The following is a 20,098-nucleotide window of genomic DNA, read 5'->3' as shown; positions in this document are numbered from 1 at the left end:
CTTTTACAAAACAAGAATGTCTCAATCGAAACCATCCGGTCCGTAAAAAGTTACTCAAACGAACTAAATTCTTGCATTCCGGCGCCATTCGCGGGCTTGTCGCAGCCATCTGCCGCCAACGCGTCGCGGCGAAAAAAAAGCCAGCGCATGGCTGGCTTTTCCCCGCAACGACGAGCGGCAATTAAAATACTGTCATAGCTTTCTTGATGGCAACACAACGCTCATCTTCCTGATGTCGTACCAAAAGAGAACGTTTAGTGCCAGTCGACAAGTCCGGTAATTTAACAATCGCCTCTTGCAGGCGCGCTACGCTGGCCGGCGTGCAGGTGGCCGGTATCATCGCCTCGGCGTACGACCGCATGAAGACCGGGCCGGCGGCCTTGTCGACCTGCCCCAGCGTCGCCAGCCGTTGTTCCGCGCTCAGTTCGTTCAGCGCGCCCTGGTCGGCCGGATACATCACTTGCATCGCCTGGCGTATCTTCGAGAACGGCAACTTGGTTTGCAAATCGCCGATATTGGCCAGCCACTCGGCCTTGACCTTGGCGTCCGGACGGATCACGCGCGCGGCCAGCGCGGCGGCTTGGCCGCTGTCGGATTTGTCGCGTTCCTGCTCGGCCGCCAGCAAGGCTTCGCTGCCAGGATAGGCAAACCGGTTCAGGCGGTTGACGATCTCCCAGCGCACGTCCTGGCTGACGTTCAGGCCAGGCACCACCAGCTTGCCGCCGAGGATATCGGCCAGTTGCGCCAGCGCCGGCTGGCTGCTGGCCACGCCGACGAAGGTGGCGAACCACAGGCGCTGGAAGTTCTTGTCGGCGCTGGCGGCGCCGCTCGCCGCGAACGCCATCCGTTCCAACCGCCCGCCCACTTTCGAGCGGTACGCGGCGGCCTGCGGCCCCATGTTGTCCAGGTAGGCCCGCGACTGCCCCACCTTGGCCAGGATATCGCCCAGCAGCGTGTAATCCTTCTCGCCCGGCGCCTGGGCGAGCACGGTGTCGAGGAAGGCGTTGAGCGGCAGCTTGCCGTCGCGCACGCTGTCCCACAGGCTTTGCCACAGCATCGAGCGCAGCAGCGGATCGGCAACCTTGTGCAGGCGCGCCTGCGCGGTGGCGAACGACTTCTTATCCAATTGCACTTTCGCGTAGCCCCAATCCTGGTAGTTCGGATACGCCAGGTCGGGACAGGCCGCGCCCGTCAATTCCGGCACGGCGGTGGCCGCGCCCTTGTAGGTCACCGCCAGGTTCTTGCTGAGCGACAGACCGTTCTGGCCCAGGTTGAACAGGCCGATCTGCACGCGCTGCTCGCGCAGCGTCGGCATGGCCGCGCTCGGCGCGCTCTGGTGCAGGCTGAACGATTTGATCTTGCCGCCGGCGCAGCTGAACTCGGCCGCGATGGTGTTCACGCCCGGCTCGTACAACCATTCCCTGGTCCACGGGCCCAGGTCGCGGTTGGCGGCCTGCGCCAGGCTGCCGATGAAGTCGTCGAGCTTGGCGTTCTGGTAGGAATACTTGACCAGGTAGTTGTGCACGCCCTGGCGGAACACTTCCTCGCCCAGCAGGTGGCGCAACTGCTTCAAGGCCGAGGCGCCCTTCGAATAGGTGATCGCGTCGATATTGTCGAAGGCGTTGGCGGTCGACGGCACCGGCGTTTCGATCGGGTGCGTGGTGACGCGCTGGTCTTGCGTATAGGCTTTCTGCTTGTCGTCGGAATAGAAACTCTGCCACGCGTGCGTAAACTCGGTGGCCTCGGCCGTCGCCAACGTGCCCATGAACGAGGCGAAGCTTTCGTTGAGCCACAGGCCGTTCCACCATTTCATCGTCACCAGGTCGCCGAACCACTGGTGCGCCATCTCATGCATGATGACGCCGGCCAGGCTCTCGCGCTGCGCCGCCGTCATCTCATCCTGGTGCAGGAAGGCGCGCTCGGCGAAGGTGATCGCGGCGGCGTTTTCCATCGCGCCGTAGAGGAAGTCCGGCACCAGCAGCTGGTCGTATTTCTCGAACTGGTAGGGCACGCCGAAGTACTGGTCGAAGAACTTCAGGCCGCGGCTGGTGTAGCTGAACCAATCCTTGGGCGCGACCTGGGCCGCCACCGACTGGCGCGCGAACAGGCGCATCGGATACGGTCCGCTGTTGTCCTCCCATACCTTGTACGGGCCGGCGTGCATCGAGAAGTTGTACGGGCTAAGCTTTTTGCTGCGCGGGAAGGTCCAGCGCTTGCCGCCGGCGATGTCGGTGACGCCCGATTCACGCATCGTCGACGACACCACCCAGTCGGCCGGCGTGGTGACGGTCACCTGGAAGGTGCCCTTCAGGTCGGGCTGGTCGAACAGCGCGAACATCTGGTGCGCGGCGGCCGGCTCGAAGTGCGAATACGTGTAGACGCGGCCGTCGACCGGGTCGACCATGCGGTGCAGGCCTTCGCCGTTGGTGCTGTGCAGGCGCGTGTAGGCGATGGCGACCGTGTTGCGGCCGGCCTTCAAGTCCTGTGGCGCCAGCGTGACGAACCACTGGTTGTAGCGGGGCGTGACGGCCTTGCCGTTGACGGTGACGCTGGCGATGGTCGCCTTGTCGAGGTCGATGGTCAGGGGACCTTCGGCGTCGGCCAGGTCGAACGCCAGCGTGGTGGTGCCGGAGAAGCTGTCCTTGCCGGTCAGCGCGAATTCGAGCGTGTAGTCGACGTTGCCGACGCGCGCCGAGCGGGCGGCGGCGTCCTGTTGCGACAGATAGGCGTTCTCGGCGCGCGCGGGCGCGGCGACGACGGGAGTGACGGCGGCGGCGGTGGTGGCCACGGCCGCGCCGTAGCCCAGCAGCAGCGCCGCGACGATCATACTTTTTTTCATTGTGGCTTCCTCAAATAGGGAAACGCCCGCGACGTTGGCGGGCGTGAGATCGGACGATCCGGTTCAGCTTATTTTTTCAGCTTATTTTTTCAGCTTATTTTTTTAGATACGTATCGAGCCAGTCGATCACCGTGTGATGCCACAGCACCGAGTTGGCCGGCTTCAGCACCCAGTGGTTCTCGTCCGGGAACACCAGCAGCTTGCTCGGGATGCCCTGGCGCTGCAGCGCCGTGAACGTGCCCAGGCCCTGCGAGGTCGGAATCCGGAAATCCAGATCGCCCTGCACCACCAGCATCGGCGTCTTCCACTTCTTCACCTGCAGCGCCGGGTTGAATTTCTCGTGCGCGTCCGGCTTGTCGTAATAAGTGCCGCCGGCTTCCCACTCGGTGAACCACAGCTCCTCGGTGGCGTAGGCCATGCCGCGCGTGTCGAACACGCCGTCATGGTTGACGATGCACTTGAAGCCGTCGGACCAGTTGCCTTCGATCCAGTTCATCATGAAGCCGCCGTACGACGCGCCCAGCGCGCAGCTGCGCTCGCGGTCCAGCCACGGGAACTTCTGCACCGCCGCCGCCAGGCCCTTCTGCAAGTCTTCCAGCGGCTTGCCGCCCCAGTCGCCGCTGATCGAGTCGGTGAACTTCTGGCCGTAGCCGGTCGAACCGTGGAAATCGATGAACACGGTGGCATAGCCGGCGCCGGCGTACACCTGCGGGTTCCAGCGGTAGCTCCACGAGTTGCCGAAGCTGCCCTGCGGGCCGCCGTGCACCAGGAAGGCGATCGGATACTTGACGCCGGGCTTGGCGTCCCACGGCTTCATGACGTGGCCGTAGACGGTCTCGCCGTTGGCGCCGGCGAACGAGAACTGCTCGAACTGGCCGAACTTGACGTCGGCCAGCGCGGCCGCGTTCAGCTCGGTCAGTTGCGTGGCGTTGTCGGCGCTGCCGCCGAGCTTGAATTTGTACAGCTGCGCGCCGGACGCCAGGCTGGCCTGCGCCATGACGACGGTGTCGCGCGCGACGTCGAAGCCGCTGACGTAGCCGTTGCCGGTGAGCTTGGCGACCTTGCCGCTGGCGGCGTCGATGCGGAACAGCGGATGCTGGCCGAGGTCGTCTGCGGTGGCCAGCAGCGCCTTGCCGTCCGGGGTCCAGCGGTAGTCGGCGATCGAACGATCCCAGTTGTCGGCGACGGTGCGCTTCTTGCCGCTCGCCACGTCGATCAGCACCAGGTGGAAGCGGTCGGCCTCGAAGGTCGGCTTGTCCATCGCCAGGTAGGCCAGGGTCTTGCCGTCGGGCGAGTAGCTGGCCTTGGCGTCCCAGGCCTGGTTGTCGGCCGTCAGGTTGGTCGGCGCGCCGCCGGCGGCCGGCACCGTGTAGACGTCGAAGTTGGTCGACCACGCCTCGGTCTTGCCGGCGATGCGCACGGAGAACACCACCGTCTTGCCGTCGGGGCTGAAGCGGTACTCGTCGCGGTCGCCGAACGGCTTGGACGGCACGTCGCCGTCGAGCGCGCCGCTCAGGCTGACCGGCTGCGCGCTGACCTTGCCGGTGGCGTCGATCGGCGCCGCGTACAGCACGTTGTTGCGCCCGTCCGCCCAGGTATCCCAGTGGCGCACGAACAGCTTGTCGTAGAGCTTGCCGCTGGCCTTGTCCTTGGCCGTGGCGTCCAGGCGCGATTTGGTGCAGGCCAGGTCGGCGCAATCGCGGAACACGGCCAGGCTCAGCGCCAGGCGGTCGCCCTGCGGCGACAGGCGGAAGTTGTCGACGTCGAGCGGCAGGTCGGTGACCTTGGCCGCCTCGCCGCCGCCCAGCGGCAGGCGCCACACCTGCGACGAGCCGGAACGGGCCGACAGGAAATACACGGCGTCGCCGCTGGGCGACCATTCGGGATCGCTGCTGCTGGCGTTGGCCTGGGTCAGGCGCACCGGCGCGGCCTTGGGCGCGCGCAGGTCCAGCATCCACAATTGCGTGTTGCCGCGGTTCTTGTCCATATCGGTGGCGCGCACGGTGTAGACCACGCGGGTGGCGTCCGGCGACAGCGCGGGGCTTCCGACCCGTTCCATCTTGACCAGGTCTTCCACGGTGAAGCCGCGCGGCGCGGCCATGGCGTTGGAAGCCGCAACAGCGGTCCCAAGCAGCAGCAGGGGTAATCTCATTCGGGGATCTCCGACGTTGTAGAAAAAATACCGGCTGGTGGCCGGTCGTCGTGCATCATACCAAGTTCGCGCAGCGGCCAGTAAACTGTTACTTTACGCAACTTTAGCGGGCGCGGCCGGGGTGGGGCTGGGGCGCTATTGGTGCTGGGGGAACTCGGCGATGAACCGGCGGAAGCCGGGCGTGTGGCGCGCCTGGGCGATGGCCTGCCAGTAAGCCTCCACCTGCGCCTGATGCTTTTGGTAGTAGCCCTGGTTGACCAGCAGGTAGACCGGCGTTTTCTGGAACGGCACCGGCAGCATGTCGATCTGCCCCCGGTACTTGCGCGCGATCGACGCCGCGCCCTCGTCCCGCTCGGTCACGGCCGCCGCCACCCGCTTGCCCGCCAGTTTGGCAAACACCTGGTCGACGCTGGAACCGCTGCTGTCGATGACGACGCCCATCTCGCGCAGCATCGGGATGTGCAGCAGGTCCGGTTGCGCGCCGACCGGCTGCCGGCCCAGGCCGATGAAGCGCTGGCCGTCCCAGTCCACCGCCGCGCCGCGCCGGCGGGAGACGGAGAAGTTCAGCTCGCCGACGCCGCGTCCGGGATCGGGCTGCGCGCCCTTCATCGGATATGCGCCGTAGGTGGCGCGCTCGGGCGTGAAGGCGGCCAGCATGGCGTCGACCTGGCCGCTGCGCAAGCGGTTCATGCACTGCGAACGCGGCGCCACCAGCCGGCGGATCGCCACCGGCTGCAGCGCCGACGCGCGCCGCAGCAGTTCCAGCGACTGGCCGCAGCCGTCCGGAAACGTCAGGGGCGAAAACGGCTGGTCGAACACGCACACCGTCATCTCCAGCGCCGCCGCCCGCAGCGAGACGCTCAGCATCAAGCCCGGCACCAGCGCAGCCCCGCTCCACACCTTCGCTTTGGTACGCACAGTAGATAACCTATCATGACCATTGGTCCACTAACTATATAGTTAGTATGTACCGTTGTCTATCGGGCAATAGATAACTTCCCGCGAAACAACGCTTGACTAATTTAAGACGACCGGTCATATTACGCACATGGCCAAACCTAACGTCAAAGAACAAATCGTCACCGCCGGCATGACCCTGTTTCACAGCAAGGGCTTCAACGCCACCAGTGTGCAAGACATCACCGACGCCGCCGGCGTGCCGAAGGGTTCGTTCTACAACCATTTCGCCAGCAAGGAAGAGCTGGGGGTGGAGGTGTTGCAGCGCTACGCGGACCAGGCGGGGGAGATAGGCGCCCTGCTCGGCGCTTCATCGTTGCCGCCGCGTGCGTGGCTGCGCGGCTATTTCGGCAAGCTGGTCGAGTCCAACGTCGCGTCGGCATTCGACGCCGGCTGCATGCTGGGCAACTTCAGCACGGAGCTGTCGAACCAGAGTCCGGCCATCCGCAACCAGGCCCGGCAATCGTTCGCGGCCATGGCCAAGATGCTGGAAGACGTCATCGCGCAGGGCCAGCGCGACGGCAGCATCGGCAACGCGCAGCCGGCGCCGGCGTTGGCCAACTTCACCGCCGACGCCTGGCAAGGGGCGGTGCTGCGGGCGAAGGCAGAAAAAGACCGGGCGCCGCTGGACCGCTTCGTCGCGATGGTGCTGGACCGCATTCTCGTGTGATCGTTTTTTTTCGCCGGTTTTAAGATGACCGGTCATATTGTAAGTTGCACCCTTAAACCGCACTCCCATCGAAAGGTATCATCATGAACTTCAAAGACTCCATCGTCCTCATCACCGGCGCCAACCGTGGCCTGGGCAAAGCGCTGGCCGAAGCGGCCCTCAAAGCCGGCGCGCGCAAGGTCTACGGCGGCGCCCGCAATCCGGCGTCGGTCACCGTGCCCGGCGTCACGCCGATCAAGCTGGACGTCACCGACGCCGACGACATCGCCGCCGCCGCGCGGGCGATTCCCGACCTGACCATCCTGATCAACAACGCCGGCATCTTCAGCGGCACCGACCTCACCGCGCCGAACGCCTTGCAGGTGACGCAACAGGAACTGGACACCAACTTCTTCGGCCCGATGGCGCTGAGCCTGGCCTTCGCGCCGGCGCTGAAGAACAACGGCGGCGGCGCCATCGTCAACGTGCTGTCCGCGCTGTCCTGGATCACCATCCCGGGCACCGGCACCTACAGCGTGTCCAAGGCGGCCGCCTGGGCGCTGAGCAATGGTTTGCGCGGCGAACTGCAAGCGCAAAAAACGCGGGTGCTGGCGGCGCACATGGGTTACATGGACACCGACATGACCGCCGGCGTCGAGATGCCCAAAACCGCCCCGGCCGACGTCGCGCTGAGCATCGTCACCGCGCTGGAAAATGGTGAAGACGAAGTGCTGGCCGACGACACCTCGAGGCAGGTCAAGCAGGGCCTGGGCGCGCCGCGCGGCGCCTATCTGGGCACGCCGCTGGCAAGCTGAAAGCGCTGCGCCGCAGCAAAGAAAGCCGCGCCGCATATGGCGCGGTTTGATACAAAACTTTTTTTGCTAGTGACTCGTAAACGCCTACACGGTTCCGGAAAATGGGTGCATAATTTCCCACTCAGTCAGGTAGAGTACGCATCAGTTATCACCGGCATGGCATGTGTATAACGCGTTTTCCCCGCCGGTAATCTTCGAAGTTGGAGCAGTTGATCCTTATTATTGCAGCACAATTATTGCCTTTTAACTAGTTGTGAACAATTGTAAATCGACGTTGAATGAACTGGGCTCAGCGCTAAGGTAAACCCCCTGGCCGCGCTGGCCGCAGGGCACTCCTCGCTTGCCGCGCAGCCGAAGTCAGACGAATACGGGAAACGTTATGCTAACTGCCACTTATGTCCTACTGACACTGTCCATCGAACAGAAAAAAGAACGCCACTTCATCTCGCGCTTGCTGCAGCATGTGCAGTCGATCGCGCGCCGGCCACAGGAGATCGATCCTGTGTTCATCGAGTCCCAGCTCAAGGAGCTGACCAGCTTTGCCGAGGCGCGCCACCAGCGCAAGGTCGAGGCCTGCCTGATGCCCGCCGTGCGCGCGGCCGATTCCAATTGCACCGCGTTGCTGAACGACCTCGAGGCGCTCAGCCGGCTCGGTAGCGCGATGCTCAACGCCGTGCACAAATGCCTGCGCCGGGCGATGCGCCGCAGCGCCTCGCAGGGCAAATTCCTGTGCCGCACGATCGACCTGTATTGCCAGAATTTGCTCAAGCGTCTGGACAAGGAAGAACAGGAACTGCTGCCGCTGGCGCAAAAGGTCATTTCCAGCGACGAGTGGTTCGAAATCGGCAGCCAGTTCCTGGCGCAGGAAGAAGGCGACGCCGCCACCCGGCCCGAACTGCGGCCCCGCCGCAACGTCGGCACCATGAACTACCACGCCCGCGCGATGGGCGCCGGAGCGGCGCGCGCCTAGGTCCGCGTCCACCCCGGTTTCAACGTCCTCGCTGCGCCACGATGGTGCGTGAAAACGCCGCCATCGCGGCGCTTTGTTGTTTTGAGTTCCCCATTGCGCCAAACGCTTGCCTAAGGTTTTAGGCACGGCTAATATCGGCTACATGCAGACCACCCTTGCCCCCGCATCGTGAACCATGGCGCCACGCTTCTGCACCTGCGCGGCGCTGCCGGCATGGATGCAATCTACCGCAAGATCAGCTGGCGCCTGCTGCCGCTGCTGATGCTGTGCTGTGTGGTCGCGTACCTCGACCGCGTCAACGTCGACCTCGCGCAGCGCCACATCCAGGACAGCCTCGCCTTCGGCAACCAGGTCTTCGCCTGGGGCGCCGGCGTGTTCTTCTTCGCCTACGCGCTGTTCGCCGTGCCTTGCAATCTGCTGCTGGAAAAACTCGGCACGCGCAAAATCCTGCTGCGCATGATGCTCGGCTGGGGCGCGGCCACCGCCGCCGGCGCCTTTGTGCGCACGCCGCTCGAGTACTACACGATCCGCTTCCTGCTCGGCATGTGCGAGGCCGGCTTTTTCCCCGGCGTGATCCTGTACCTGACCTACTGGTATCCGGCCGCGCGGCGCGCGCGCGTGTTCGCCGTCTTCGCGTCGGCCACGCTGGTCGGCGGCATCGTCGCCGCGCCGCTGTCGGGCGCCATGCAGCAGGCGCTGCACCTGCACAGCGGCATGCAGGGTTGGCAATGGCTGCTGCTGGCGCAAGGCTTGCCGGCCGCGGTGCTGGGCATCGCCGCCTACTTTTATCTCGACGACCATCCGGACGATGCCAAATGGCTATCGGGTTTCGAACAGCAGATGGTCAGGCAGGATTTGAACCGCGATGAAACGGCGCTCGCCAAGGCCGCCGGCGTCGACGAGGACGAGGACGACCAGGACGAACCGCCGTCGGCCTTCGCCATCATCTGGTCGCTGCTGCGCGACCCGGCCATCTGCCTGCTGGCGCTCGCCAACCTGCTGCTGGCCGGCGCCAGCTACGCGCTGGCGCACTGGGCGCCGGCGCTGATGCAGCGCTGGAGCGCGGGCGGCCCGCAATCCGGCCTGCTGGCGGCGCTGCCCGGCATCGTCGGCATCGTTGGCATGATCGCCATCGGCTACGACTCGGACCGCCGGCGCGAGCGGCGCGGCCACTTCATCGCCTGCATGGTGCTGGCCGCCGGCGGACTCGGTCTGGCCATCGCCGCCGACAACGGCCTGGCGTGGTCGCTGGCCGGCCTGTCGCTGGCGTCGCTGGGCATCTCGTCGGCGCTGCCGCTGCTGGTGGCGATCCTCACCGATTTGCTGAACCGCCGGCGCGCCGCCATCGGCATCGCGCTGGTGGGCGGCCTGGCGATGATGGGCGGCGCCCTGGGTCCGGCGCTGAGCGCGCGCGTGCTGGCTTGGGGCGACAGCGCCGCCATGCTCGCCGCGCTGATCGGCATGTATCTGGCGGCCGGGTTGATCCTGATGCTGGCGCTGCGCATGGCGCCACGGCGCGGCGGCCCGGACGCCAAGGACGGCCTCCGGGACAAGATAGCCCGCAACTGACTGTTCGGCTAGAATCGTGGACGCGTCGCAATCCGGCGCTCCCGTTCACCCAACTTCAAAGCGAACTATCCATGCGTTTTGTCCTGCCCTTCTCCACCGCGCTGGCCGCAGCGTTCACCACCATCGCCGCCAACGCGGCCACCCCAACTCCGATCACGCTGGACCAGGCCATGGCCAATCCCGACTGGATCGGCAATCCGGTCGAATCGGCATGGTGGGGCTGGGACAGCCGCCAGGTCTACTTCAAGCAAAAGCGCGCCGGCTCGCCGCTGCGCGACACTTTCCAGATCGCCGCCGGCGGTCCGAAGCTGGTGGACGACAAGCAGCTGGCAAACCTCGACAGCGCCGATCCGGTCTACAACCGCGATCGCACGCGCGCGATTTTGGTGCGCAACGGCGACCTGTTCGAACGTGACTTGAAAAGCGGCGCGCTGACACAAATCGTGCGCGGCACCACCCCGGCCTTCGATCCGCAATACACGGCCGACGGCGCCGGCGTGCAATTCCGCGTGGGCAGCGACTGGTACGGCTGGAGCCGCGCCGAGCGCCTGGTGTCGCCGTTGGCCGTGCTGCGCACCGCCAAGGACCCGGACGCCGCGCCCGACGCCAGCGCGCGCCGCGACCTGCAATTGCGCCTGCTCTCGACCCTGGCGCGCCAGAAGCAGGAGCGCGACGCGCTGCGCGAGCGCCGCAACCAGGAACGCGGCGCCGACGCCACCCGCGCCCCGCAGCCGGTCTACCTGGGCGAGAAGGTCGTCATCGACACCAGCGCGCTGTCGCCGGACGGGCGCTACCTGCTGGTGGTCACCAGCGCCAAGGACGGCGACAAGCGCCGCGTCGGCAAAATGCCGAAGTACGTGACCGAGTCTGGCTACGAGGAGACCGACGACGAGCGCAAAAGGGTCAGCGACGAAGGTCCGCAGCCGCAGCAACTCAAACTGATCGAACTGGCCACGCGCAAGGTCACCGAGCTGTCGCTCGACGCCCTGCCCGGCATCAATGTCGATCCGCTGGCCGACATGCGCGCCGCGCGCAAGCTCGATGCGCTCAAGGGCAACCGCGGCGTGCGGTTTGAAAGCGGCGACGAATCGATCCGCTGGAGCGGCAACGGCAAGCAGGTGGCGGTGATGGCGCAGGCGATCGACAACAAGGACCGCTGGATCGCCACCGTCGACCTGGCCGGCGCCAAGCTGCAGCCGGTGCACCGTCTGACCGACGCCGCCTGGGTCAACAACCGTGGCAACGGCTTCGGCTGGCAGCCGGACAACAGCACCTTGTGGTACCAGTCGGAGGAAAGCGGCTACGCCCACATCTACCTGCAACCCGCCACCGCGGGCGCATCGCGCGCGCTCACGTCGGGCAAATGGGAAGCAAGCAACGTCGAATGGTCGGCCGACGGCAAGACCGCCTACTTCCTGTGCAACCCCAAGCTGCCCGGCACCTACGAGGTATGCTCCAGCTCCGCCACGGGCGGCGCAACCAGCGGCGCGCCGAAGGAACTGACGTCGCTGGGCGGCGTGGAGAGCTTCAGCCTGTCGCCGGACGGCCGCAAGCTGCTGGTGCGCTACTCGACCGCCTACATGCCGGCGCAAGTCGCCATGGTGGACAGCGGCGGCGGCGCCGCCAAACAACTGACCGACACCCGCAACGCCGACTACAAGGCGCGCGAGTGGATCACGCCGCAAATCGTCGCGGTGCCGTCGACGCATGGCGCCGATCCGGTATGGGCCAAGCTGTATCGTCCCGCCACGCTGGAGCCGGGCAAAAAATATCCGGTCGTGATGTTCGTGCACGGCGCCGGCTATCTGCAAAACGTCACGCAGCGCTTCCCGGTCTACTTCCGCGAGCAGATGTTCCACAACCTGCTGGTTGAAAAAGGCTACATCGTGCTGGACATGGACTATCGCGCATCGCTCGGCTACGGCCGCAACTGGCGCACCGCGATCTACCGCCAGATGGGCCATCCGGAACTGGAGGACTACGTCGACGGCTTGAACTGGATGGTGGCCAACCAACAGGGCGACGCGAAGAATGTCGGCATCTACGGCGGCAGCTACGGCGGCTTCATGACCTTCATGGCGCTGCTGCGCGCGCCGGACCAGTTCAAGGCCGGCGCCGCGCTGCGTCCCGTCACCGACTGGACCACCTACAACCACGAATACACCGCCAATATCCTCAACACGCCGGAACTGGACCCGGAAGCGTACAAGATGTCGTCGCCGATCGAATACGCCGACAAGCTCAAAGGCCACCTGCTGATCGCGCACGGCATGATCGACGATAACGTCTTCTACCAGGACTCGGTGCGCATGGCGCAGCGCTTCATCGAACTGAAAAAGGACAACTGGGAACTGGCTTCCTACCCGCTCGAGCGCCATGCCTACGTGCACGCCGAAAGCTGGTACGACCAGTATCGCCGCATCTACCAGCTGTTCGAACGCACGCTCAAAAAGGAGTGACATTGAAACGACTTGCCACCTTGCTGCCGCTGGCAGCGCTGATTTGCACCCTCGGAGCGCCGCTGCACGCCGGCGCGCAGAAAATCGCACCGACCACCGTCGTCGCCAGCGTCAAGCATCCGGCGTGGACGCGCAGTGCGAACATCTACGAAGTCAATCTTCGCCAGTACAGCAAGGAAGGCACGTTGAACGCCTTCGCCGCCACGCTGCCGCGCCTCAAGCAGATGGGCGTGGACGTGATCTGGCTGATGCCGATCCACCCGATCGGCGAAAAGAACCGCAAGGGCGCGCTGGGCAGCTACTACGCCGTGAAGGACTACCAGGCCGTCAACCCGGAGTTCGGCAGCATGGACGACCTGCGGCGCATGGTCAAACAGGCGCACGGGCTGGGCATGCACGTGATCCTGGACTGGGTGGCCCACCACACCGCCTGGGACCACCCATGGACCGGCGAGCACGCCGACTGGTACAAGCAGAACGACAAGGGCGAGATCCACGCCGTCAGCTTCAAGAACGACAGCGGCGGCACCGAGGAATGGGCCGACGTCGTCGGCCTGGACTACGGCAACAAGGCGCTGTGGACGGCCATGACGGAGGCGATGGCTTACTGGGTGCGCGAAGCGGGCATCGACGGCTTCCGCGCGGACGCCACCGGCATGGTGCCGGCCGAATTCTGGGACCAGGCGCGCCCGAAGCTCGACAAGATCAAGCCGGTGTTCATGCTGGCCGAAGCGGACCACCCGGGGCTGCACGAGCGCGCGTTCGACGCCAGCTACGACTGGCGGCTGAACGGCATCATGCGGAAAATCGGCAAGGGCCAGGCCGGCGCCGCCGAACTCAAAGCCTACGTCGCCAACCCGGCGCAACGCTACGCGCGCGACGCCTACCGGCTGCAGTTCACCAACAACCACGACATCAACTCGTGGCAAGGCGCGGACAAGGATTTGTACGGCCCGGCGGCGGGCGCGATGGCGGTGCTGAGCTACACCCTGCCCGGCATGCCGCTGGTGTACAACGGCCAGGAAGCGAAGCTGGAGAAGAAGCTGGCCTTCTTCGAGAAGGACACCATCGACTGGAAGACCACGGAGCTGGAAGGGTTCTACGCGGGCCTGAACCAGTTGAAGAAGCAGAATCCGGCGCTATGGAACGGCAAGGCCGGTGGCACGATGCAGGTGCTCGACGTGATCAACGAGCAGTTGTTCGCGTTCCGCCGCCAGCAGGGCAAGAACACGGTGCAGGTCATCGTCAACCCGACCGGCGTGCTGCAGAAGTACAAGCTGGCCGGCGACGAAGGCCAGGCCGTCATCAAACCCTGGCGCTGGCGCATCATCGTCTCGGAGTAAATCCGGAGTCCAACTCAGGATTTTTACCACATCAAATCGTCGGGGATCTGGAACGCCGCGTACGGATCGTCCTCGTCGACCTGGGTGCTGGATTTGTTCACCCGCACCACCAGCGAGGCGTCGCGCTCGGCGATCTTGTCGGCGATTACGCGCGGCACCAGTTCCACCGTGCCGTTCATCACCACGATCACCAGCCGGCCCGCGACCAGATGCTCGCGCACCGCCGGCGAGACGAAAATCCGCTCGATCTTGGTGCCGTGCGTGAAGTTGTAGGGGATGTCGCCCTTGCCCTTGTCCTGGCGGTTCTGCCGCACCATCTGCGCGATCTGCGCGACGATCGCCTTCTGGTTGGCGGCGGCGTCGCGCTGGGCGTTCGCTTCGCGCGCGCGCTCGGCGTTCTTGCGCTGCACTTCCAGCGCGGCGATGCGCGCTTCGTCGACAGACTGCTCGCCGGTGCGGCGTTCCACCTTCTTTTGCTTGCTCTTTTCCTGGTTGGCCAGTTTGACCTTGGTCTTGTCGACCAGGCCTGCTTTCAAAAACTGCTCTTGTAACGAGACCATAGCGGCTACTCCGTAATTGGGCTGCGCCGCCAGCGCTGTGGCACCGGGACGCGGAAAAGCGCTAGCATAGCAAATATGGCGCGGCCACCGGCCTTTTCGCCACGGCCGGATACTGTTCTTCAGGAGAATAAAGATGGTCAATCCCAAAAAAGTCGCCTTCGCGCTGGCCGGCCTGCTTGCCCTGCCCGGCGCGTCCGCCAAGGCGCCGCTGGAGCACCACGGCATGTGCGACGCCTCGGCCGGCGTCGCCGTCGACGACCAGCATTTCGTCGTCGCCAACGACGAGGACAACATCCTGCGCATTTACCGCAGCGACCGATCCGGCGCGCCGGTACAGACTTTCGACCTGTCGGACCAGTTGCGCATCCCCGGCGAAAAGCAGCGCGAGGCCGACATCGAGGGCGCCGCCCTGGTCGGCAAGCGGATTTACTGGATCGCCTCGCACGGCGCCAACAAGAAGGCGCGCGCGCGGCCGGAACGGCGCCAGCTCTTCGCCACCGACATCGGCGGCAAAGGCGACGACCTGACCTTGACGCTAGCCGGCAAACCCTACACCGGCCTGCTCGACGCCATCGCCGGGTATGCGCCGTTCCAAAAATACCGGCTGCACGAGGCGGCGCAAATCTCGCCCGAGGACGAGGGCGGCCTGAATATCGAAGGGCTGGCGGCCACGCCAGAAGGCCACCTGCTGATCGGCCTGCGCAGCCCCGTGGTCAACGGCAAGGCGCTGGTGCTGACGTTGAAAAATCCGGACGAGGTGCTGGCGATCGGCGCGGCGGCCAAGGCGCCGGTGTTCGGCCCGCCCATCGAACTGCCGCTCGACGGCCTGGGCATCCGCAGCATCGACTACGCCGCCAAGCTGAAGGCGTTCCTGATCGTCGCCGGGCCGCAGGATTCCGAAGGCGTCTTCAAGCTGTACAAATGGGCGCCGTCGGCCACGGAGGCGCCGACCGCGCTGGCGACCAGCATCGGCAAGGGACTGCGGCCCGAAGGCCTGTTCTCGCTGGGCGACGGCAAATCGTTCCAGCTGTTGAGCGACGACGGCGACGAGAAGACCGGCGGCGTGCCGTGCAAGGAGGCGCCGCCGGCGCAGCGCAAATTCCGCAGCGTCACCGTCACCCTCTAAGGGCCGCGCTACTCGGTGGCCAGCCGCTTGGCCAGGCGGTACAGGTATTCCTGGCCGTCGTACAGCGACTTGACGCGGATATGCTCATTGAGCCCGTGCGCGCCGGAGCCCTCCGGACCATGGAACATGCCGCTGACGCCATAGGTCCAGATGCCGGCGTTGTTCAGGAAGCGGCCGTCGGTGCCGCCGGTCGACATGGTCGGTATCACGGGCACGCCGGGCCACATGGCGTCGCTGATCTCCTCCACCGCCTTCATCAGGGACGGCGTCAGCGGCGGCATCGGGCTGGTCACGCCGTCGCCGATGCGGCTGATCTTGATCTGGTCGTCGGCCAGCACGCGCTGCAAGGTCGCCTGCACCTCGTCGATCGGCTCGCCCGGCAGGATGCGGCAATTGACGGTGGCGCGGGCGCGCTGCGGCAAGGCGTTGTCGGCGTGGCCGGCGTCGACCTTGGTCGCCACGCACGTGGTGCGCACGGTGGAGTTGTGGCCGGGGCTCACCGCGTACAGGCGCTCCAGCGCCGCCGCGTCGGGCGGATCGCTCAATATGGCCTTCATGTCGGCGCCGACCTGGCCCTTCTCGATGGTCGACATGCGCTCGTAATAGGCGCGCGTGACGTCCGACAGCTTGAACGGGAACGCGAATTGGCCCAGGCGCGACAAGCCGTCGGCCAGATGGTAGATGGCGTTGTCGCGGTACGGCGCCGAGCTGTGGCCACCGGGATTGGTCACCTCCAGCTGGAAACTCTGGTACACCTTCTCGCCGGCCTGGATGCCGTGGCGGACCGGCTTGCCGTCCTTGTCCAGCATGCCGCCGCCGCCTTCGTTCAGCGCCAGCTCGGCGTCGATCAACGGCCGGTGGTGCTTGAGCAGGTATTCGACGCCGTCGAATTTGCTGGGCACCTTCTCCTCGTCGCAGGTCAGCGCCATGACCAGGTCGCGCTTGAGGGCGGGCTTTTCCTTTTTGTAGCGGATCATGTTGGCGACGAAGGCCGCCGCCATCGCCTTGTCGTCGGAGGCGCCGCGCGCGTAAAACATGCCGTCCTCCTCGACCAGCTTGAACGGGTCGCGGGTCCAGTCCTCGCGCTTGGCCTCGACCACGTCGACATGGGCCAGCAGCAGCAAGGGCTTGGCGCTGCCGTCGCCCTTCAGGCGCGCGACCAGGTTGCCCTTGGCCGGCCCGCCCGGCGGCACCACGATGCGCAGATCGGCGTCCCGGTAGCCGGCAGCCTTGAGGCGCTTGGCCATCTTCGTCACGGCCACGGTACACGAACCGACCGAATCGGTGGTATTGGTCTCGACCAGCTCCTGATAAATCTCGCGCATCTGCCTTTGCGCCGGCGACAGTGCAGCCGCCTGCGCCGCAACCGCCACTGTGACGGATACTCCCGCCGCTCCCAACAACCATGCCGCTCGTCTCATAACGCTTCCGTCCCGGTAATTTGCAAAATAGATAGCTCAGCAATGAAATTTATACCCCGACATTACCAGTGTCAAGAAAAGTATCCGGCGGTCAAGGCTGCGCCGGGCAGCGCTTTTCTTCTCCATACTTGTTGCCAGTTCGACTACCCGCCCCCGCTATGACAACCACCAACGACGTGCATGGGTCCGGCCACCTGGAACTCTGGGGTGGCCTGGAAGCGACCGTCAACCGGGTGCGCGACAGTTATTTCAGCCAGATGGAACAGAACGGCCACGACGGCAGAATCAGCGATCTGGACCGCTTCGCGTCGCTCGGCATCACCGCCCTGCGCTATCCGGTGCTGTGGGAACTGGTCGCCCCCGACGGCCTCGACAACGCCGACTGGTCGTGGACCGACGAACGCCTGCCGGCGCTGCGCAGCCTGGGCATCGCCCCGATCGCCGGCCTGGTCCACCACGGCAGCGGCCCGCGCGACACCAGCCTGCTCGATCCGGCCTTCCCCGAGAAACTGGCCGCCTATGCCGGCGCCGTCGCCCGCCGCTATCCGTGGCTGGAACAGTACACACCGGTCAACGAACCGTGCACCACCGCGCGCTTTTGCGCGTTGTACGGGCTGTGGTATCCGCACGAACGCAGCGACCGCGCCTTCGTGCGCGCGCTGCTCAACCAGTGCAAGGGCACGGTGCTGGCGATGCAGGCGATCCGCGCCGTCAACCCGCGCGCCAAACTGATCCAGACGGACGACCTCGGCAAGACCTACAGCACGCCGGAGATGGCCGCGCAAGCCCGGTTCTACAACGAGCGCCGCTGGCTGCCGTGGGACCTGCTGTGCGGCATGGTCGGGCCCCAGCACGCGCTGTGGCGCTACCTGCGCGACAGCGGCGCCTGCGCCGACGAGCTGCAATGGTTCCGCGATCACCCGTGCCCGCCGGACGTCGTCGGCATTAATTACTACATCACCAGCGAGCGCTGGCTCGACCACCGCGCCGAACACTACCCGGCGCAGGACGTCGGCGCGGACGGCTACGCCGACGTCGTCGCCGCGCGCGCGCTGGAAACGCCGCGCCCCGGCATCGGCCCGCTGCTGCAGGAGGCGTGGGAGCGCTACGGCCTGCCGCTGGCCGTCACCGAGGCCCACATCGACGCCAACCGCGAAGACCAGCTGCGCTGGGTGCTGGAGATCTGGCAGGCCGCGCAGCGAGCGCGGGGCGACGGCATCGACATGCGCGCCGTCACGGTCTGGTCGCTGCTCGGCTCGTTCGACTGGAACTGCCTGGTCACCGAGCGCAAGGGCTACTACGAAAACGGCCCCTACGACCTGCGCGGCCCCGAACCGAGGCCGACCGCGCTGGCCACCTTGATGCGCGAGCTGGCGACCGGCCGCACGCCGTCGAGCCCGGTACTGCAGGGGCTGGGCTGGTGGCGCCGGCCGCAACGCCTGGTGTGTCCGCCGATGCCGTTCGGGCCGGCGCTGGTGCCGGAACTGGTCACGCCGGCCGAGCCGGGCCGGCCTATCCTCATCAGCGGCGCCAGCGGCACCCTGGGCGGCGCCTTCGCCCGCCTGTGCGCCGAGCGCCACCTGGCCTGCCACGTGCTGACGCGGCAGGAAATGGACATCGCCGACCCCGCCTCGGTGGACGCCGCCATCCGCCGCTACCGGCCGTGGGCCATCGTCAACGCCGGCGGCTACGTCCGCGTGCAGCGGGCCGAACAGGACGCCGAACGCTGCCTGCGCGAAAATGCCCAGGGGCCGGTGATCCTGGCGACCGCCTGCGCCCGCCACGCGATCGAACTGCTGAGTTTTTCGAGCGACCTGGTGTTCGACGGCAGCAAGGGCAGCCCGTATCTGGAAAGCGACCCGGTCGCCCCGCTCAACGTCTACGGCCAGAGCAAGGCCGAGGCCGAGCAGCGCGTGCTCGCGGTCCACCCGCGCGCGCTGATGGTGCGCACCAGCGCCTTCTTCGGGCCGTGGGACAGGCATAATTTCGTCACCCACGCGCTGCGGACACTGGCGGCCGGCCAGCCGTTCACCGCCGCGAGCGACCTGATCGTCTCGCCGACGTACGTGCCGGACCTGGTCGACACCTGCCTGGACCTGCTGATCGACGGCGAGGCCGGCATTTGGCACTTGAGCAGCGGCAGCGCGCTGAGCTGGGCGGAACTGGCGCAGCGGGCGGCCACCTTGGCCGGGGTGTCGACCGAGCGGCTGCGGGCGCGCCCGGCCACGGCGCTGGAGATGGGCGCCGCGCACCCGGTGTTCAGCGCGCTGGGCAGCGAACGCGGCCAGCTGATGCCGCCGCTGGACGACGCGCTGGGGCGCTATCTGGCGGCGCTGGACGGGGGGCTTGGCGAATCCAGACAGGACTGCTACAATAGCGCGCCTTGGCCTGGTAGCTCAGTTGGTAGAGCAGAGGATTGAAAATCCTTGTGTCGGTGGTTCGATTCCGCCCCGGGCCACCAAGAATATGAAAAACGCCACCTTCGGGTGGCTTTTTTTTTGCAACTCCAGGATAAGTCCCATGCCATCGCGTAAAAAACTATTTAGCGCCGCGCTTATCATCATCGCCCTGCTTGTTGCCGCCGCTGCCCTCCGGTATGAGAAACCTGACACTGCGCCGCCGGCACCACCGCCAACCGCTACGGCGCACGCGCAATCAAGCCCACGGGTTGAAAAAGTGGAGGAAATAGAAACAAGTTATACACAGACACTGAAAGGACGCGACTTTCGCCTGCGTGTCAGCGTCAACGGTAACGACAGCTATCGCAACGTGGAGGTCGACATGGACGACGGAAAACCCGTCGCCTTGCTGGGAACGCTCGACGGCCAAGCCGCGAAATTAGAGAACATCACCTTCAATCCCAACGATCGCTTCAAGCTCGTCAAGCTGATTCCCGGCGATGACCGCGAGCAAATCGTCTGCGAGGGTAGTGCATACCTCAGCCGTGGCGAAGGATTATTGGAGACCTATATCGTCTACCGAATCGAAGGCGACCGTCTGCGGGAATTGATGAGTGTAATCATGCAGCGCGATCGCGAGGAAGGCAACGGCCCGCCCGCACAAAAGCTGGACGCCCGCATCGAGCCGACCACGCAGGATGGAAAAGCCGCCTTTATCTATCGTGTCAAGGCGGGCGCTGAACCGGAGCGAACCATCGTTTTCATTTGGAACGGGGAACGATTTGAGGACACCAGCGGCGCCTACGAGAAAATCCACGAAGAGTACAGTCCATAAGGCG

The 20,098-nt window shown here is 65.6% G+C and carries 14 protein-coding genes and 1 tRNA gene; 10 read left to right on the top strand and 5 right to left on the bottom strand.

Annotation, left to right across the window (positions count from 1 at the left end; all coding sequences use genetic code 11):
• Nucleotides 1-181: 181 nt before the first annotated feature.
• The 3 genes from pepN to BMX85_RS27775 all read right to left on the bottom strand — a co-directional run bounded on the left by pepN (nt 182) and on the right by BMX85_RS27775 (nt 5,909).
• Entirely contained in the window at nt 182-2,839 is a 2,658-nt protein-coding gene (gene pepN, locus BMX85_RS27785) for an aminopeptidase N (protein WP_090326876.1), read from the bottom strand.
• A 94-nt stretch (nt 2,840-2,933) separates the two neighbouring features.
• A complete protein-coding gene (locus BMX85_RS27780; RefSeq protein ID WP_090326872.1) occupies nt 2,934-4,991 on the bottom strand; it encodes a S9 family peptidase in 2,058 nt (685 codons plus the stop codon).
• Nucleotides 4,992-5,126: 135 nt separating this feature from the next.
• A complete protein-coding gene (locus BMX85_RS27775) occupies nt 5,127-5,909 on the bottom strand; it encodes a type 2 periplasmic-binding domain-containing protein (protein ID WP_090326868.1) in 783 nt (260 codons plus the stop codon).
• Nucleotides 5,910-6,039: 130 nt separating this feature from the next.
• On the opposite strand from BMX85_RS27775, the gene BMX85_RS27770 reads away from it, so the two are divergent.
• From BMX85_RS27770 to BMX85_RS27745, 6 genes are all read left to right on the top strand, one after another.
• Nucleotides 6,040-6,618 (top strand): TetR/AcrR family transcriptional regulator, encoded by a 579-nt coding sequence (locus BMX85_RS27770; protein ID WP_090326865.1) that lies wholly within the window; start codon nt 6,040-6,042, stop codon nt 6,616-6,618.
• An 83-nt stretch (nt 6,619-6,701) separates the two neighbouring features.
• The gene (locus tag BMX85_RS27765; protein WP_090326862.1) at nt 6,702-7,412 is read left to right on the top strand and encodes an SDR family oxidoreductase; all 711 of its coding nucleotides are present in this window, start codon (nt 6,702-6,704) and stop codon (nt 7,410-7,412) included.
• A 379-nt stretch (nt 7,413-7,791) separates the two neighbouring features.
• Nucleotides 7,792-8,382: a hypothetical protein gene (locus tag BMX85_RS27760; protein ID WP_090326859.1), complete on the top strand. Its 591-nt coding sequence runs from the start codon at nt 7,792-7,794 to the stop codon at nt 8,380-8,382.
• A gap of 213 nt (nt 8,383-8,595) precedes the next feature.
• Nucleotides 8,596-9,951, top strand: coding sequence for an MFS transporter (locus BMX85_RS27755; protein ID WP_229210693.1), 1,356 nt, complete (start codon nt 8,596-8,598; stop codon nt 9,949-9,951).
• A 71-nt stretch (nt 9,952-10,022) separates the two neighbouring features.
• A complete protein-coding gene (locus BMX85_RS27750) occupies nt 10,023-12,410 on the top strand; it encodes a S9 family peptidase (protein WP_090326847.1) in 2,388 nt (795 codons plus the stop codon).
• A gap of 2 nt (nt 12,411-12,412) precedes the next feature.
• A complete protein-coding gene (locus BMX85_RS27745; RefSeq protein ID WP_090326843.1) occupies nt 12,413-13,753 on the top strand; it encodes an alpha-amylase family glycosyl hydrolase in 1,341 nt (446 codons plus the stop codon).
• A gap of 23 nt (nt 13,754-13,776) precedes the next feature.
• On the opposite strand, the gene BMX85_RS27740 is transcribed toward BMX85_RS27745, so the two are convergent.
• On the bottom strand, nt 13,777-14,313 hold the full coding sequence (locus BMX85_RS27740; protein WP_090326839.1) for a DUF2058 domain-containing protein: 537 nt from the start codon (nt 14,311-14,313) through the stop codon (nt 13,777-13,779).
• 133 nt (nt 14,314-14,446) lie between these two features.
• Between BMX85_RS27740 and BMX85_RS27735 the strand changes: the two genes are divergently transcribed.
• Nucleotides 14,447-15,439 carry a DUF3616 domain-containing protein gene (locus BMX85_RS27735; RefSeq protein WP_090326835.1) on the top strand — a complete coding sequence of 331 codons (993 nt, stop codon included), beginning with the start codon at nt 14,447-14,449 and terminating at the stop codon, nt 15,437-15,439.
• Nucleotides 15,440-15,447: 8 nt separating this feature from the next.
• Here the strand turns inward: BMX85_RS27735 and BMX85_RS27730 are convergent, their stop codons facing one another.
• The gene (locus BMX85_RS27730) at nt 15,448-16,860 is read right to left on the bottom strand and encodes a M20/M25/M40 family metallo-hydrolase (RefSeq protein WP_090326831.1); all 1,413 of its coding nucleotides are present in this window, start codon (nt 16,858-16,860) and stop codon (nt 15,448-15,450) included.
• Between the two features lie 158 nt (nt 16,861-17,018).
• On the opposite strand from BMX85_RS27730, the gene BMX85_RS27725 reads away from it, so the two are divergent.
• The 3 genes from BMX85_RS27725 to BMX85_RS27715 all read left to right on the top strand — a co-directional run bounded on the left by BMX85_RS27725 (nt 17,019) and on the right by BMX85_RS27715 (nt 20,094).
• Nucleotides 17,019-19,280 carry a family 1 glycosylhydrolase gene (locus tag BMX85_RS27725; protein ID WP_229210692.1) on the top strand — a complete coding sequence of 754 codons (2,262 nt, stop codon included), beginning with the start codon at nt 17,019-17,021 and terminating at the stop codon, nt 19,278-19,280.
• Nucleotides 19,246-19,321: transfer RNA gene (locus tag BMX85_RS27720), tRNA-Phe, on the top strand. Before BMX85_RS27725 ends, BMX85_RS27720 begins: the two co-directional genes overlap by 35 nt.
• 59 nt (nt 19,322-19,380) lie before the next feature.
• A complete protein-coding gene (locus tag BMX85_RS27715; protein WP_143068085.1) occupies nt 19,381-20,094 on the top strand; it encodes a hypothetical protein in 714 nt (237 codons plus the stop codon).
• Nucleotides 20,095-20,098 lie beyond the last annotated feature (4 nt).

Source organism: Duganella sp. CF517 (assembly GCF_900110275.1).
GTDB lineage: Bacteria > Pseudomonadota > Gammaproteobacteria > Burkholderiales > Burkholderiaceae_D > Rugamonas.
Note: the sequence above shows the minus strand (reverse complement) of the source record. Positions and strands in the feature narration are given on the sequence as shown.